The following is a 16,401-nucleotide window of genomic DNA, read 5'->3' as shown; positions in this document are numbered from 1 at the left end:
CCGCGCTATTCCCAAGATGTGGGGAGGACGAACCTGATCTGCCTAACTCCGCGGACACTTGGTTTAGTTTTATCTCAGCCGGTAACACTAATACTGTTCAAATTTCAAACACCGACTTTGATCAACTACTGGTTAATTATTACACCGGTACGGAGTGTGATTTGCAGCTCCGTGGTTGTACAATTTTTGATGCTGGGCAAGGCTCTTTTCTTGCTTTCGCTGACATTGGGCAAACCGTTTATGTACTAGTTGCAGGATACACCGGGCCAGCCAATAACCGTGTGCCCGCTGAAAGTGATTTCGATATTCGAGTCACCTCCGAAGCTCGGTGTGGCTTGTGCCTCCGTCAGGATGATGGTGATGTTGCTCTCAATCCTAGAAATGAGGCATCTACTTACGCATGTGGAGCCACCGTCAATGCTTGTTTCACGCTCGATCGCTACGTTGGTAACCAGGGTGGTAGTGTTGAATGGCTGCACTCCATTACGATGGATTTCGGACCTGGATGGGACGTCAGTTCTATCGTTCCAACCGTAATTCCAGGCTCGTGCAATGGCAACGGTTCCTGGGGCTGGTACCCTGATGGTTGGACCGGATGTTTTACCGGGGAGTTTTTTGAACGCGGCTTCGCCTATGAGTCAGGAGCCGGCACGAACGGTGGTGGAGGTTGTAACACTAATAACAGCAACGACCCCGGTGATAACTACGGTGACGGAGGCCCTGGTTGTACCACCAGACCAGGTTCTACTACCTTCTGCTGGAACATTACCGTTAAAGACTGCGATGACACCTTCGCTGGAGAGGACTTGGGTATTTGTGTAAAAGTATTCTCAGACGGAGCCAGCGGATCTTGGCGGAACCGAGTTTGCGCCGAAGAATTTGAATACTGTAGTATCGGCGAAGTTGTCATCTGTGACGATGACGATCCGCTGGCTGATCCCACCCCCCAAACCTGCCCCGACTTTGCCGACGGCTCCGTAATCATTAGCCCCGACGGTGGTAACGGCGGCACTCAAGCCTACAACGTTACCATCCGTACGGCCGGCGGCGACCTCGTCACCCGCTGTGTTGATTGCGTTGGTCCACAAACCTTCACTGACCTGGACGCTGGCAGCTATATCGCGGAGACCATTAATCTCGGCACCGGCTGCCCTCTCAACGTAGAATTCACCATCGAGCCCGGAGAATACCCCGAGATCACGGCTGAATTTGAAGAAACCTGCCCCTCTGATGGCGCCATTAACTTAACTGCGGAAGTACTCGCCGGCGACGGAAGCGCCATCCCCGGTACCTCCGTTATCGAATACACCTGGACCGGGCCGAATGGCTTCATGCTGGTCAGTAACGATGCTACCGTACAAACGAATGACCCCGCAGACGAAGGCACCTACATTGTCACGGCTACCGTGGATGGTTGCCCTACGGACAATTCCGCGACCATCGACGTTGAATACTCCCCCGAACCAACATTGAACGTAATTGACCCAACGCTGTGTGTAGGCGACGACCTGTTCATCCTCAGCAGTGGTGGCGCAGGCCCCTCTGTTTGGTACCGCGATGGCGTACCTATCCCCGGCGAAAATGGCGCTAACCTGAATATTGAAGTTGGTGCAGACTGGGCGAGCCCCATCACCACCATCTCCTTCGAATCCCTCGGAGCTACCTGCCCGGGACCAGTTGATATTGATATCTCCGTCTTCCAACTTCCGGATCCACTTATCGCCTACACCGCGGATAGTGTTATTTGTACCGGTGACGATATTACCCTCAGTGCGACTATGCAGGACGGAAGCGCTTTCCCCATCGGCACCCAATTCCGTTGGGCCGGTAGCGTCGCGAATAACACGGCTACCTATTCCATCCCCGGCGCTCAGAATATGACGCCTGGCAACATCGATGTAGAGCTCTTTATCCGCTCTCCCCAGGGTTGCCAGAGCACGACCATCGTCACGTATACCATTGGCGAAGATCCGGTGGCGATGATCACCCCCCCCAACCCCACCATCTGTAACACGGGTTCCGTCGAACTCGTCGTTAACGAATCGGCAGGGATGGCGCCCTTTACCTACCAGTGGAGCAACGACGCTTCCGTTACCGCCGACCGCCAGACGTTTGATGGTTCCTCCCCGGTTACTTCCGGTATCCAAGTGACTGTCACCGATGCCAACGGCTGTACCACCGTGACCAACGCCGTCGACGTGAATGTCGTCTCCGACCTTCCACCGGTGGTTTTTGGTGATTGTGATGATTCCGACGTGTCCAGCATCACCTTCACCTGGAGTGACGTGGGCCAAACCCAATTCGAGGTCTACTACACTATTGGAACCGATCCCGAGGTCTTGGTTGATCTCGACTACATGGCTACGAGCTACACCGTCGCGCCGACTACACCCGGGCAAATTGTGACTATGCGGGTAATTCCGAAGATCATTGCCGGTGCGGAAACCTGTTTTGGCCCGGAGAATAGTCAGACCTGTGAGGTGCTGAACTGTTTCAGCCCCGGCTGGCAGTTCACCCAGCCCGCGCCGATCTGTTTGTTGGATGACCCGCAGGAGTATGACTTCACCATCACCGCAATGGAGGATGGGGACATTTTCCTCACCAGCCCGGAACTTGGCCTGGATAGCCTCCCCGCCGATCCTTCCGGTACAACGACCATCAGCCTGCCCCCATTGGCCGCTGGCGTCCGCACGGGTACCTATACCATTGTAGCTAATCACGTCTCTTTCGCGGGTGTGTGTACGTTTGACCGTACGGTCGTACTGGACGTGGTTGCGCCGCCCGAAAGAGATTTCGTGGTCAGCGCTCCCCAGGTTTGTCAGGGCGGTGAGGCATCGTTTGAGTACGTGGCCGATGCGACGGGCCTTACGTTTGAGTGGCAGTTCCCCGCCGGGGTTACCGTCATTAGCGGAGATATTACCACTGCCGGCCCCATCACCGCTCAGTTCGATACGGATGCAGGGTTCCAGGATGTAAACCTGGTGCTGGTAGATCCCGTCTGTGGCAACGTAGATGCGGCGGGTGGAATTGAAGTCATTGCACCCCTTACTCCACCGGTCATCACCTGTGGCCCGGCTGGCGTGCTCAGCGTCAATTTTGAATGGGACGCTCAGGCCGGAGCTTCCGGCTACGAAGTGACGATCGACGGCGGCGCTCCGTTTACCATCACGGACACGAATTATGGCCTCTCCGGCCTTACGGAAAACCAGGAAGTCGTCATTACCATCCGTGCCCTGGGCACTGGTATCTGCGGTGATGGAGAAGCCAGCACACAGTCTTGTTTTGCGGCGCTCTGCCCCAATCTAGTTGCGAACTACAACGGGCTGGTTGACAACATCTGTCTCCTTAACGGCGACGAAACGATTGACCTTTCCGGCATCACCGTCGAAGGTGGAAGCGGGATTATGTCCACGCTTTCTTTCTCCGGCCCCGGCGTGATGGGTACTACTTTCGATGCTGCTGCCGCCGGTGGTAGCGAAGCAGGAACAACGCATACGATCACTTTGGACTACGTCGAAGAAGGTCCCTGCCCTTACAGCACCACTTTCGACATCATTGTCTACGAACGGCCTTCCGTGTTCATCATTGGCGCTGATGAAGTCTGCGTTAACGGGGAAGTCACCATCACCGTTGGTTCCACCAACCTGGTAGCTAACGATGATATTACCCTCGATTTTGACGGCGGCACCGTCATCGATGATGGCAACCCCGACGATAATGTCTACCGGGTTGCCTGGGCTACTTCCGGAAATAAAACGATCACTGGATCAGTCGTTAGCAACATCAGTGGTTGTGAGAGTCTGGAAGAAACGCTTCCGGTTACGGTGTTCGATTCCCTCGCAGCACCGGTCATCACCTGCAACGACGCTGCGGCTACCCTCACCACCGTCACCTTCGAATGGGGCGCTGTCGCGGGTGCGGAGGGATGGGTTATATCCTCCCCCTCGGGCGTAATGGAAACACTCCCACTTGGGGAACGGACCTACACCATCAGTAACTTACTACCGGGTGAAAGCGCGGAACTCACCGTCATCGCTCAGGGGACTGGCCCTTGTGGTAACGGCCCCGCCGCTACGGCAATGTGTACGACCATGGACTGCCCGCCGAACGCTATCGACGCCCTTACGCCAGATACCGGCATCTGTCTGGATGGCACCGAAGCCGCAGTATCACTATCCGCTGCACTGGACGACGGTAGCCCGCTCATGGGGACCATTGTTTGGTCCGGCGCGGGGGTCACGGGTACGCCCGGCTCCGAAATCTTTGATCCTGCTGGCTTGGCCCAAGGAATTTATACCATCTTCGTGGATTACGATGGGCCTTCCATCTGTGATACGCGGGATAGCGTGGTCTTTACCTTGCTTCCTCCACCCGAAGCGGTCATCTCAACCACTCCACCTACCGTCTGCGCCGGTACGACCATCAGTGTTGGCCTCGACGTCGTCGTCAATCCGCTCACTACCTACGTATGGGATTGGGATGGTGGAACACCTACTGCCCTGGGTAACGAGCAATACGAAGTAAGCTGGGATACGCCCGGCTCCAAGACCGTCCGCCTAACCGCAACGGGGGCTTGTTCCAATGAAGATTCCTTCGTAATCGACGTAACGCCCACCCTGGACGCTCCGGTACCAACTTGTGTGCGGCAGGACCTCGACGGCGTTCGCTTTGAGTGGCCCCTCGTAGGGGCGGCCTCCGAAGGTTACCAGGTGAGCGTCAACGGCGGACCACTTGGGCCCGTACAGACCGATCCTTTCTTCGAAGTCAGTGGGCTTGAGCGTGGAGAAACGGTTACCATCTCAGTAATTAGCGTACGGTCTGGTACGGACTGTAATACCAGCCCTGCGGCTGAAGCTACCTGTTCCGCCCGGGAGTGCCCGACCATTTCCCTGGCACCTGCGGCAGCGCAAACTGATTTTTGTGATGATGACGTAATGGCCGTTGCCCTCAACGTGACGATCTCCGGAGACGATGGCACTGGGACTACAACCTGGTCAGGAGACGGAGTAGTAGATAACGGTGATGGCACCTTCAGCTTTGACCCCGTCGCAGCTGGCGTGGGTAGCCATACGCTTACCGTCGGCTACGTTCAGGAAGTGCTGTGTAGCTATGACAACACGATGGTCATGAACGTCTTCGCGACGCCCGCCGCAGCGTTCTCCGCTTCTGAATTGGTCGTTTGTGCCGACGGTGAAGTCAGGATTACGATGAACGATGCACCCGGTTCGGCCGTAGTGACTCCAGACTTCGGCGGCGGTACGGGAACACAAGTGGCACCCGGAGAATACGTCGTAACCTTCCCCTCCCTCGGTGAGTACACGGTCACCATTTCTACGGAACTGAATGGCTGTACGGACTTTGCTTCGGTGGTCATCACCGCTCAGGAATCCAGCACTGCCGGTGACCCCGTTGGTGGTAACTTTGAACTCTGTGTCGGCGACCCCAGCCCCATCGAATTGAGCACGCGTCTCATGAATGCGGATGCCGGCGGTACCTGGGCAGCCGTGACTGGCGACGTGCCCTCCAGCAGTCTGGACGCCGTGACTGGCACGCTTTCGCGGGGTAATCTTGCCGCGGGGAATTATGTATTTAGCTACACGGTAGGTGGTAACAGCTGCCCGGTTGACGTAGCAGAAGTGAGCCTCACCTTGCTGGCCGACCCGGTAGTAGAGGCCGGACCCGACCAAACCCTTACCTGCCAGATGGGGATGGTGACCCTGGACGGCAGCGGCAGTGAAAACGGCCCCGGCTTCGCCTATGAGTGGACGAGCAATAACCCCGACGCAATGATCGTCGATGCCGACCAGCCGATGATTGACGTTAGCCAGCCGGGCGTTTACTACCTGGAGGTATCTAATAGCGCTGGCTGTATCAACCGCGACAGCGTCCTGGTAACAGTAGACGTAGAAGCGCCGACCCTCGAAGTAGAGATCAGCAACATCACCTGTTTTGCCAACGATGATGGTGCCATCCTGGTGACGGCCGTAAATGGTGGTCTCGCCCCTTACAGTTACACCCTCAACGGTGAGCCACGGGGTGAATCGACCCTGTTCAACGGGTTGGCGCCGGACGAGTACACCATCCGGGTAACGGATGCAAAAGGCTGCTTCAGCGACCTGATCATTGACCTGGATGAGCCGGAGGAATTGACCATCTCCCTGCGCTTCCCCGGTGATTCTTCCGAAGTGAATTTTGGGGACCAGGTATTCATCACGGCTACCATCAACGGTGGGAACGTAATCGATACGCTACTTTGGCAACCCGATAGCCTGAAGACCACTACGGAAGGTAACAGCGGCATCGAGTTTATTGCGGACGAAACGCGCATGATCTCGGTAACGGTAGTAGATGAGTTGGGCTGCCGCGCGACGGATAACCAGATGTTGATCGTCAGGAAAGTGCGCCCGGTCTACTTCCCCTCTGCTTTCAGCCCGAATGGCGATGGTAATAATGATATCTACTTCATCAACGCGGATGCTGATCTCATCACCTCCATCCAGGACTTCGAGATCTATACGCGCTGGGGAGAATTGGTCTACTCCAGCAACTCCATTGAAGGAATTGGTGACTTTGAAGGCCGTTTCCCACCGAACGACCCCAACTTTGGGTGGGATGGACGCCACAACGGCGTATACATGAATCCACAGGTGCTGGTGTATACCGCTCGCGTCAATTTCTCCGATGGAGAATCAGTAGTCTATAAGGGCGACTTCGTTCTGATGCGTTAAAGCAATTTCGAACCGTAAGTAGTTTATCGCAGTGGCGCCACGAGTGCCGGGCGGTAGACTACTTACCTTCGCCGTATGGATCTCTCCGTAGTCATCGTCAACTACAACGTCCAGTATTTTCTGGAGCAAGCGCTGATCAGCGTGGAACGAGCACTACGCGGGCTTGATGGGGAGGTTTTCGTAGTCGATAATGCTTCTGTGGATGGCTCCGTCGCCATGGTCCGGGATCGCTTTCCCTGGGTCAAAGTCATTGCAAATACGGATAACCCCGGTTTCGCGGTGGCTAATAACCAGGCCATCCGACAAGCGAAGGGTAAATATGTGCTTGTCCTTAACCCGGACACCGTAGTGGAGGAGGACACCTTCACGAAGTGCTTTGCGTTTATGGAGGCCCACCCGGATGCCGGTGCCCTGGGCGTCCGAATGATCGACGGGACGGGACAATTTTTGCCGGAGAGCAAACGGGGGCTACCAACGCCCTGGGTGGCATTCACGAAAGCGTTTGGGCTAGCGAGTCTGTTTCCCAAATCTCGCAAGTTTGGTGGTTACCACCTCAAGTACTTGGAGGAGCACGAGACGCACCCCGTACCCATTTTAGCGGGGGCTTTCATGTGGGTGAGAGCGTCGGCGCTCCCCAAAGTTGGGCTGTTGGACGAAGCCTTTTTCATGTACGGGGAGGATATTGACTGGAGCTATCGGTTTGAATTAGCTGGATACCGCAACTACTATTTTCCGGAGACGAGTATAATCCATTACAAAGGAGAAAGCACGAAGCGGGGGAGCCTGAACTACGTCAAGGTCTTCTACCAGGCGATGATCATCTTCGCTAAGAAGCATTTCGCTGGCTCTGGTGCCCAACTCTACGTAAAGCTGATGCAGGTGGCCATCTACCTGCGAGCCTTGCTGACTATTGGCGGAAATGTGTGGCGAGCGCTTCGTTTCCCGCTCATTGACGCTGTGGGGATATACTGTGGCCTGCGGGTGATTAAATATCTCTGGGCCCAGTATCATTTTGGAGATGCGACCTATTTTCCGGATACGCTGCACTACGTTCATTTTCCAATCTATACTTTGCTCTGGACGGCCAGCGTATTTCTGGGTGGCGGCTACGAAAGGCCGGCCGACTTAAGTCGTCTTTTCAAAAGTCTGGGGATTGGTACCCTGGTGGTATTTTCCATTTACGGCTTGCTGCCCGAAGGTTATCGACCCAGCCGCGCCCTCTTACTTCTAGGTGCAGCCTGGGCAGCCGGTTGGATGCTGATTGTCCGGACCGCTCTTCAGTACTGGGAACGCGGCACCGTTAATTTCAGTAATGACCACCAACCCCGGCTGCTGATTGTTGGTAACGAAGACGAAGCAAAGCGCACCCTCAACCTATTGCAACGTGCCGGGGCAATGCGGAATTTTCTGGGTAGAATTCACCCAGTAGAAGAGGACAAGCAAACGGAAGCAGCCATTGGTTTCACGGACCAATTGGTCGATTACGTACGACTGTACCGCGCAGAGGAACTCATCTATTGCGCTCACGATGTCTCGAATGGAAGTATCCAGCGGTGGATGTCTCAACTTGGCCCTGCCTATGCGCACCGGATCCTGCCTCCAGGGAGCAACTCCATTATTGGTAGCCGCGGAAAGAATAGCCCCGGCACGCTGTATACAATTGACGTACACTGGGTGATCGAAGAACCGGTCAACCGGAGGGCAAAATGGCTTTTTGATAAGGCCCTGTCTTTAACTGTACTGCTTACCTGGCCTTTCCACGCCATGTTTACGGGAGGCGGCAAATGGTCGCTTGGTAACGCTTGGTCTGTACTGACCGGTCAAAAAACCTGGGTGGGGTACGCAACGGTAACGGAAGCCGATCGCCGCCTTCCTAAACTACGCCCCGGAGTGGTTCATCCCGGCTGGAAGCACCCCAAATCCAACGACCGAACCCTTAACCATCTCAACCTGCTTTACGCGAGGGACTACTCCCTGGGTCGAGACCTGGCCGTGCTTTTTGGTAAGGGACAATAAAGCGAATCCTTACACACCTAAGTTTTATTGGTAATAGGTAGGGCACGAACGGATCTACTCATTACCCTCCCACGGGAAGGAACCACAATCAACCTTGAGCAGTGTAACCGTCGTAGAGTCTGCTTCAATGGGGCACTGGCCCTCGGGATCATCAATCTCAAACACAAAGGTAAGGAGCCGGTTGCCATCGCTCGGTACGGGGCGATAGACCGTACTTAGACTATCCAGTGCCTCAATCGTGCCGGCCCCGGTCGTCGTCCAACTACCGGTTGCGGGGAGGTCTCCCAGAATAGTTACTTCCAGCGGAATGGGGCGGCCACCACAAATGGTTGATCCATTTTGTGGACCTGAGACAACGGGGAAGGGGCACTTATCCGCCATTGTGATCTCTTCCGCGTCGGAGCAGATACAATTGTCCGCATCGTCTAGCAGTACTCGGTATTGACCGTCCGGGTCACAGCCCGGCGGGAAGGCTCCGGTGAACGTGATCGAATCTCCTTCCGCCACTGGGCCGCCAACGGAGGTGGTATCCACCAACGTAAGTTCTCCCGTGCTGGCGTCCTGACAAAATAGGCTTACGATGAATCGGTTCTGCGCGGAGAGAGGGAAGCTGTCCACCTGGATTTCTCCAGTGTAAATGAATGAGCCGTCCCGGATACAATTGATTTCGATAGCATCGAGCGAAACGACCGGCTTCTGGGTGGAGAAATTAGTAGCCGTCCCACCCGTGATCGTTTGAAAGTTATCACAGTTGCGGCCGATGTCATCACAGAAAACGGAGGTAGCCACGGTAGTCTGCACGGCTACCTCTTGGGTGACCTCAAAGTCGCACCCCAGGGTGTCGGGGAAGAAAACGTTCAGGTCAAACTTCAGGCTATCGTTGTTTTGCATCCCGCTGGGAAGGGCATACTTCACTTCAATCAAACCGTCAGTTCGCCGCACTACGACTGGTGGTAAAATGGGGCAGAAGGTGGTGCTGCAATCAATGTCACTAAAATCCGTAGTGGCATCCAGGTAGTTGGGCACGATGACGGTAACGCTGTCCGTGTTACTGGAACTCACCGCCGACCCGATGTGGATGAGGCGGGTAGAAATCAATAGCGGCTCGTTCGTGCAGATCGCTACGGTATCGGTCACCGTGACCGACACGTCAGTTTCGTAGGGATTGACGACGCCCTCAATATTAATGGGGAAGCCCAGGTTGCGCTCGTTGAAGCCCCGGACGCGCTGCCCGCAAATTTCTGAACCCTGCGCTCGAGCAGTGAATCTTTCCCCGCTGGAGATGTCACACCCCGCCTGCAATTCAAACCTGAGGATGGCCTGGTTCAAGGGGATCTGGGTTACGCCCGGCAACGCCATTTCCGTATCCATACCAAAGTTGTCAGGGTCAATCTCGGATAGAGTAAGGTCCCACTGTCGTGGGCTACCGGCCAAGGCCGCATCCGCAGCTGCAGGGAAGGGACGCGGTGGCGTACCCACTGGATATTCAATGGTGCCACTGCCAACGATGTATTCCAAGCCTGGTGTGCCGCCTCCCAGCGCATTGGTAATGATGACCCGCGGGTTAAGCGCGAAACCTTGCGCACCACTAATGATACTTAACTCCACTGGGAAGGGCTCACAAATCGTTACGGAGTCAGTACCAAATGGCGCACTACCGCCGTCGCTCGGGTCGGAAGGCGTATCCGCTAGTTCCGTAATGTCCAGCGAAAGACTGGCACGTTCCGGCTGAATGCCGAGGACCAGGGTGTCGATACACCGATCCGTCAGCCCGGCCGTTGATGTGGGGTAGCCCGAACAGTCCCAACCGCTGAACACCTGCAAACGATCACGCCGGCAGCTTTCGTAGGTGGCCGTCACGAGGTACTGGCGCACATCACCCTCATCGAAGTCTCCCAGCTGGTAGATCCCATTCGCGTCGGGTTCCACGGTGCCGGTGATGACGCCATTTTCAACGATACTGAGGCTAAGGCTGTCGTTGCCAATTTGGCCGGAGGGGACGTTGAAGGAGACCCATCCGTTATCCGCTGGGGTGACGGGCGAAAGATTGGAGACGGTGAGTGGCCAGCGTACTAATCTGCTGCGGCCAATTTGGACGGCCTCATTAGTTGATACTTGGTAGCCCGGAGGGTTGTATTCAACTATATAATTGGAAAGACGAGTGACCTGAATACCATCAAACGTGGTGCCCGTCAGCGAGGGGCGCGTAGTAGCGCTGCCTCCGGTAAGTCGGTCACCCGCCTCACAGGTTGGGTTGACGAAGAAGTCGAACAGAACGTTGAAGGAGTCATCTGAAGGGAAAGCAAAGGACTCGAAGAATTCTGCGTTAGGGCCCTGGGTGAAATCAAATGTGTATACCTGGTACCCATTTCTTTCCGTGATGGTCGTCGGGGTAGGGAGAAACAAGCGGGAATTGCGCGACATACCCGAGCCTGCCGTCCGCTGAGTACGAATCCTCGCAATAAAATACTCGTAACCGGGAGGAACGCTGGCGGTAACCGTCTCTACCGTAAACAGATTACGATATTCGTTAGGAAAGTAATTCACGCCAGTTAGCGAGCTGGGGCTCAGTCGTAAACTGAAGGAACCGACGATGTCTTGGGCCCGGCATGAGTTGAATAGATCATCCTCATTACTGTTGTTGGTAAAAATGGCGTCGTTCACCAAAATCGTTCCGGCAACCTCGCCACAGGAGAAATCTTCCACATCGTATTGAAAGGGGATGGCCGGATTTGGCTTCGCCACCAGCGACGCGGCGATATTATTTCCTATTTCGTAGGTCGTGGCTACCGTTGTATTAGTAGCGCCGACTACGTAGGTAGCCATAAACGTCAGGCTGTCACCCCGTTCGTAAATGCCTACAAAACCCGGGAAGGTGCTGGGGCTAAGATCGAAGCGAATCAAATCACCGCTGCTTTGGTTGGGGACGTTGTCCACCGTGATTTCCGGCCCCGCCGCCCGGGTGACCGTGGCCGTAGCCTCGAGGTAAGAAAAAAGGTTCTGCTGCAGACTATCCTGGACGTACAGGAATGGGAAACCTTGTCTCGGTAGTGTATCGCCAATAATGAAGGTGAGGCGTGTCTCGAGCGTATCACCCCGTATCACCCGGTCGAGGGCTAGGCTGTCAATATTGGGAGCGGGTGGAGGGGGCGCTCCGGAACTATCGCCAGGCACATTATCACAGTTGTTATCATCATCGGGACAGCCATTGTCGTCCATGTCGAACTCTCCAATATTAGTCCGTTGCACCGTATAACTACGGTAAGCCGCTCCCTCACAGGGCCCGGGGCAGTTCGTAGCCACGCCAAAATTTTCACACGCTACGAGGAAACTACAGTTGGAAGCACAAGTCGATGCTGTAGACGTGACGAGGCGAATTTCGTACGAAAAGGTTTCGTTCACTGCCGGCTCACTACAGTCGATGTTAACGTCAAAGCTTAAAAAGGATCCATCGTACGTCTCTCCCATTTCCAGGGGAATACGGTAGATGATACTATCATCCGTAGAAGTCACCGCATTCAGTGCCGGAATAAAATCGCCATTCTGGTTAAAGAACATTACGTTGGCAGGGTCCGTCCGGTCCGAAGTGCGGGCCAAGATCTCCAGGTAGCCCGAGTCTTCGTCAAAAGGAAAATCGGCTGTCAGGCCCAGGCGTGGAAAGTCAATACGGGCGGGGAAGGTGTCACCCACAAAAAAGGTAGTGGGGAGCGTCACGTTATTATCGAAGGTGAAAAAGCTGCTGTACCCAGGCAGGCGGCCAATAACGGGGCTCGTCCGGCATAGGTTATTATACCGGTAATCCGTTTCGTTAGTGTTAGCCCCGCCAAAACGCAGAAACCCGTAAAACGGATCCTGAATACAGTCCTCCGGGCAACACTTATAGCTAAAGATGCGTAGCGTCAAAGTATCTCCAGCAGCCAGGGTGTCGGGGAAGTTGACCCGAAAACCAAAGTTGGCCAGGTTGCCTAGGCCCAATTGAGCTTCTTGGTCCTCACAACCGAAAAGATTCGTGTTCTCATTACCGCGGGTATCGAACACTTCTGCGGCAGCTATATCTCGCAGCGGCTCCTGCCCGATACGATAATTGATGTTCATCGTGTCGAGCGCACTCGTCTCCGTACGCGCAACCCGGTACAGGACGGATAAATCCGTTGCGGGACCGTCGCCACTGTTGATTAGCGTAACGAAGGTGGTATCCGGCGCCTCATCGTACCCATAACAGAAGCTGTAGTTACGAGAGACATCTACACTGACGTCGGGTTGGGCTTGCAGATTACCGATGTTTGCAATGGTGGTGTCCCCCTGGCAGACTTCCCCGAAACAGTCGTACTGGGAATAGGGAAATGAGGTAATGCCGGCATTCGAACAGGTGGAGACGATCACGTCGTACTCCAGCGTCAGGCGCCGGTTGGAGCGGAATAAGCCTCCGGTAAATCCGGCCACCTGTACCATGTCATCGCTGTCAATAGTAACGGTAGTCTCAAGGCCGTTCACTATCCCATCTCCGAGTGGCACGGCGGCGCCATCCGGATCCAGTACGAAGTTGGCGTACGTGCTCTGCCCGGTAGAGTCAATTTCCCCGAACGTAAATTCTCGCAGGAATCCAAAACTACCGTTAGTGATTTGCACCCTTCGGGTCACAGTATCCTGCGGCTGTGTGATGACTGGTGGATCGGTAGCCAGTACCGACGTGGTCAGTTCCGCGTAGATAACGTTGAACGGTACGGTGTCCTGCCCGTTAAGCGGCAACTCCATGGCAGCCCCATCCAGCAAGCGGATGGTATCAATAAACAACTCATTATTAATTCTGCTCTCCCGCGCAGCACATCCCCCTTGCTTACCGATGCTGAATGAAATCTGTTGACCGGGCGCCCAGGTCTCCACGATATTGAAGATCGGAGCGCGGCCGTCACTCGCCGGGTCAAATTCCAGCATTGGGCCGGCCATCTGCACCAAGCTGCCGGGTATATACTCAACGTCCAATCCCAACCGGACCTGCAGACTGGCGTCGTTCACCGCGGTAGCACCATTGTCAATACTCAGTTGAAACCGACCACCGACCGTGTCGCAGACCACTACCCGATTCGCCGTAATCGAGGTAACGCGCTGACCATTAAGCACGTCACTCAGTAAGCAGCAATAAAGCATGAAGCTTAGCGTCAGGAGAAATTTTACGGAGGCGGTGTTCATCAGTGTGCTTTGAAAGAAACATGAGACCAAGGACAAATATCGAATATTATAAGTTGGCGCTGCCGCGGGTGCCAAGAGATGGGGAAGTGGCTTCCTTCATAATCAGTTAGTAGCCAATGCAGAATGGGAAGCTCGGGTGGCAATGGCCTGTCCCTACGGAAAGTGTTTAGTAGCTGACAAAATGTCAATATGTCCCCAAACCGCTTGAGCGGAATGACAGTCAAATTTGGGCGAAAACTGACCTAAAGACACCACCGGTGCGAACCTCAAGCCTGGCACGTGGATTGCTTTAGTAGGAGCACAAACGATAACAACACAACTAAAATATAAATAACTATGAGCAAGATTATCGGAATCGACCTCGGTACTACCAACTCCTGCGTCGCCGTAATGGAGGGTAGTGAACCCACGGTCATCTATAATGAAGAGGGGCGTAACACCACCCCCTCCATCGTTGCCTTTCTCGACGGTGGCGAACGCAAGATCGGTGAACCCGCCAAGCGCCAGGCCATCACTAACCCCACCCGTACGGTAGCTTCCATCAAGCGCTTCATGGGTATGCGTTTCGACGAAGCCAAGAACGACGTTGGCCGCGTTGCGTACGACGTAAAGAAAGGAGACAACGGCGTAGCCCGCGTAGACATCGACGGCCGCCTCTACACACCCCAGGAGATCAGCGCGATGGTCCTCCAGAAAATGAAGAAGACCGCCGAAGATTTCCTCGGTACAGAAGTGACGGAAGCGGTAATTACCGTACCCGCCTACTTCAACGATAGCCAACGTCAGGCGACTAAGGAAGCTGGTGAGATTGCCGGCCTCAAAGTCCGCCGCATCATCAACGAGCCAACCGCAGCCGCACTGGCCTACGGTATGGACAAGCGCAGTCAGGATATGACCATTGCGGTGTACGACCTCGGTGGCGGTACGTTTGATATCTCCATCCTTGACTTGGGTGACGGTGTCTTCGAAGTAAAGTCCACCAACGGTGATACCCACCTTGGTGGTGATGACTTCGACCGCGTGTTGATCGATTTCCTCGCCGGCGAATTCAAGAGCCAGGAAAACATTGACCTCACGAAAGATCCCATGGCCCTCCAGCGCCTCAAGGAAGCCGCCGAGAAAGCCAAGATCGAATTGAGTTCCTCCACAGAAACGGAAGTGAACCTGCCTTACATCACGGCAGTAGACGGTGTGCCTAAGCACCTCGTCGTGAAGATCAGCCGCGCCAAGTTCGAGCAACTTGCCGACGAACTAGTACAGCGTACCCTAAAGCCCTGTCAGGAAGCACTCAAAGACGCTGGCCTCGACAAGGACGAGATCGACGAAGTAATCCTCGTTGGTGGTTCCACCCGTATTCCCGCCATCCAGGAGGCCGTTGAGAAGTTCTTTGGCAAGAAGCCTAATAAAGGTGTCAACCCCGACGAAGTAGTTGCCGTAGGTGCCGCCATCCAGGGTGGTGTACTTTCCGGAGACGTAAAGGATGTTCTCCTGCTGGACGTAACCCCGCTTTCCCTCGGTATCGAGGTAATGGGTGGCATGTTCGACAAGGTCATCGAAGCCAACACTACGATTCCTTCCAAGAAGTCGAAAGTGTACTCTACCGCTACGGACAACCAGCCAAGCGTTGAGATCCATGTCCTTCAGGGCGAGCGCTCCATGTCCAAGGACAACCGGCCGATCGGTCGCTTTGTACTGAGTGACATCCCGCCGGCACCCCGTGGCGTACCTCAGATTGAGGTGACCTTCAACCTGAACGCTGACGGTATGCTTGAAGTAGCCGCCAAGGATAAGGGCACGGGTAAGGAGCAGTCCATCAAGATCGAGGCCGGTACCGGTCTGAGCGACGCTGACATCCAGCGCATGAAGGCCGAAGCCGAAGCCAACGCCGAGGAAGATGCCAAAGCGAAGGATCGTGTAGAGAAGATCAACGGTGCTGACCAACTCATCTTCCAAACGGAGAAGCAATTGACCGAATTCGGTGAGAAGATTCCCGCCGAGAAGAAGGCCACGATTGATTCCTCCCTCAGTGATCTGAAGGATGCCCACAAGTCAGAAGACCTGGACCGCATCTCTACCGCTACCGAAGCACTGACGGCAGCGTGGAACGCCGCCAGCCAGGATATCTACCAGGCCCAGCAGGCCGACGGTGGTGCCCAGGCGGGTGCCGATGCCGGCGCTGGTGCAGGTACCGACTCAGCCGGTGCTGACGACGTTCAGGACGTCGAATACGAAGAAGTCGAGGGCAAGTAATCCTGTCCGGTCTTCAAGAATTTGCGGCTTATCTCCACTCGGAGGTAAGCCGCTTTCTTTTTTTGGGGGGGGCGGCAATTGGTGGCTGCTTTGCGTTATCGTATCAAGCGCCAAGTCTAATGCTGCGCTTTAAGGATTGCTCCTCTTGCGACAGGAAGAACGCCGGACACCTTACTTCTTCTTTTCAAGACAAGTAAAACTGCGTAATTGAGGATCC

The 16,401-nt window shown here is 55.0% G+C and carries 4 protein-coding genes; 3 read left to right on the top strand and 1 reads right to left on the bottom strand.

The features are described 5' to 3' along the window. Positions 1-281: 281 nt before the first annotated feature. Positions 282-6,728 carry a gliding motility-associated C-terminal domain-containing protein gene (locus A3850_RS16495; RefSeq protein WP_197494081.1) on the top strand — a complete coding sequence of 2,149 codons (6,447 nt, stop codon included), beginning with the start codon at positions 282-284 and terminating at the stop codon, positions 6,726-6,728. Positions 6,729-6,803: 75 nt separating this feature from the next. Then, complete coding sequence (locus A3850_RS16490) at positions 6,804-8,744, top strand: glycosyltransferase family 2 protein (protein ID WP_068219011.1); 1,941 nt, start codon at positions 6,804-6,806, stop codon at positions 8,742-8,744. Between the two features lie 54 nt (positions 8,745-8,798). Here the strand turns inward: A3850_RS16490 and A3850_RS16485 are convergent, their stop codons facing one another. Further along, positions 8,799-13,934, bottom strand: coding sequence for a hypothetical protein (locus tag A3850_RS16485; protein WP_068219009.1), 5,136 nt, complete (start codon positions 13,932-13,934; stop codon positions 8,799-8,801). 336 nt (positions 13,935-14,270) lie between these two features. Here A3850_RS16485 and dnaK point away from each other — a divergent pair, with 336 nt between their 5' ends. Continuing rightward, positions 14,271-16,184, top strand: coding sequence for a molecular chaperone DnaK (gene dnaK / locus A3850_RS16480; protein ID WP_068219007.1), 1,914 nt, complete (start codon positions 14,271-14,273; stop codon positions 16,182-16,184). The last annotated feature ends 217 nt before the right edge of the window (positions 16,185-16,401 follow it).

It is taken from the genome of Lewinella sp. 4G2, assembly GCF_001625015.1.
In the GTDB taxonomy this organism is placed as follows: domain Bacteria; phylum Bacteroidota; class Bacteroidia; order Chitinophagales; family Saprospiraceae; genus Neolewinella.
This window is presented reverse-complemented; position numbering and strand designations above follow the sequence as displayed.

What these genes read in the sequence shown, in the direction of transcription:
- dnaK (WP_068219007.1), top strand. Translation starts at nt 14,271, where the DNA reads ATGAGCAAGATTATCGGAATCGACCTCGGTACTACCAACTCCTGCGTC.
- A3850_RS16490 (WP_068219011.1), top strand. Translation starts at nt 6,804, where the DNA reads ATGGATCTCTCCGTAGTCATCGTCAACTACAACGTCCAGTATTTTCTG.
- A3850_RS16485 (WP_068219009.1), bottom strand. Translation starts at nt 13,934, where the DNA reads ATGAACACCGCCTCCGTAAAATTTCTCCTGACGCTAAGCTTCATGCTT.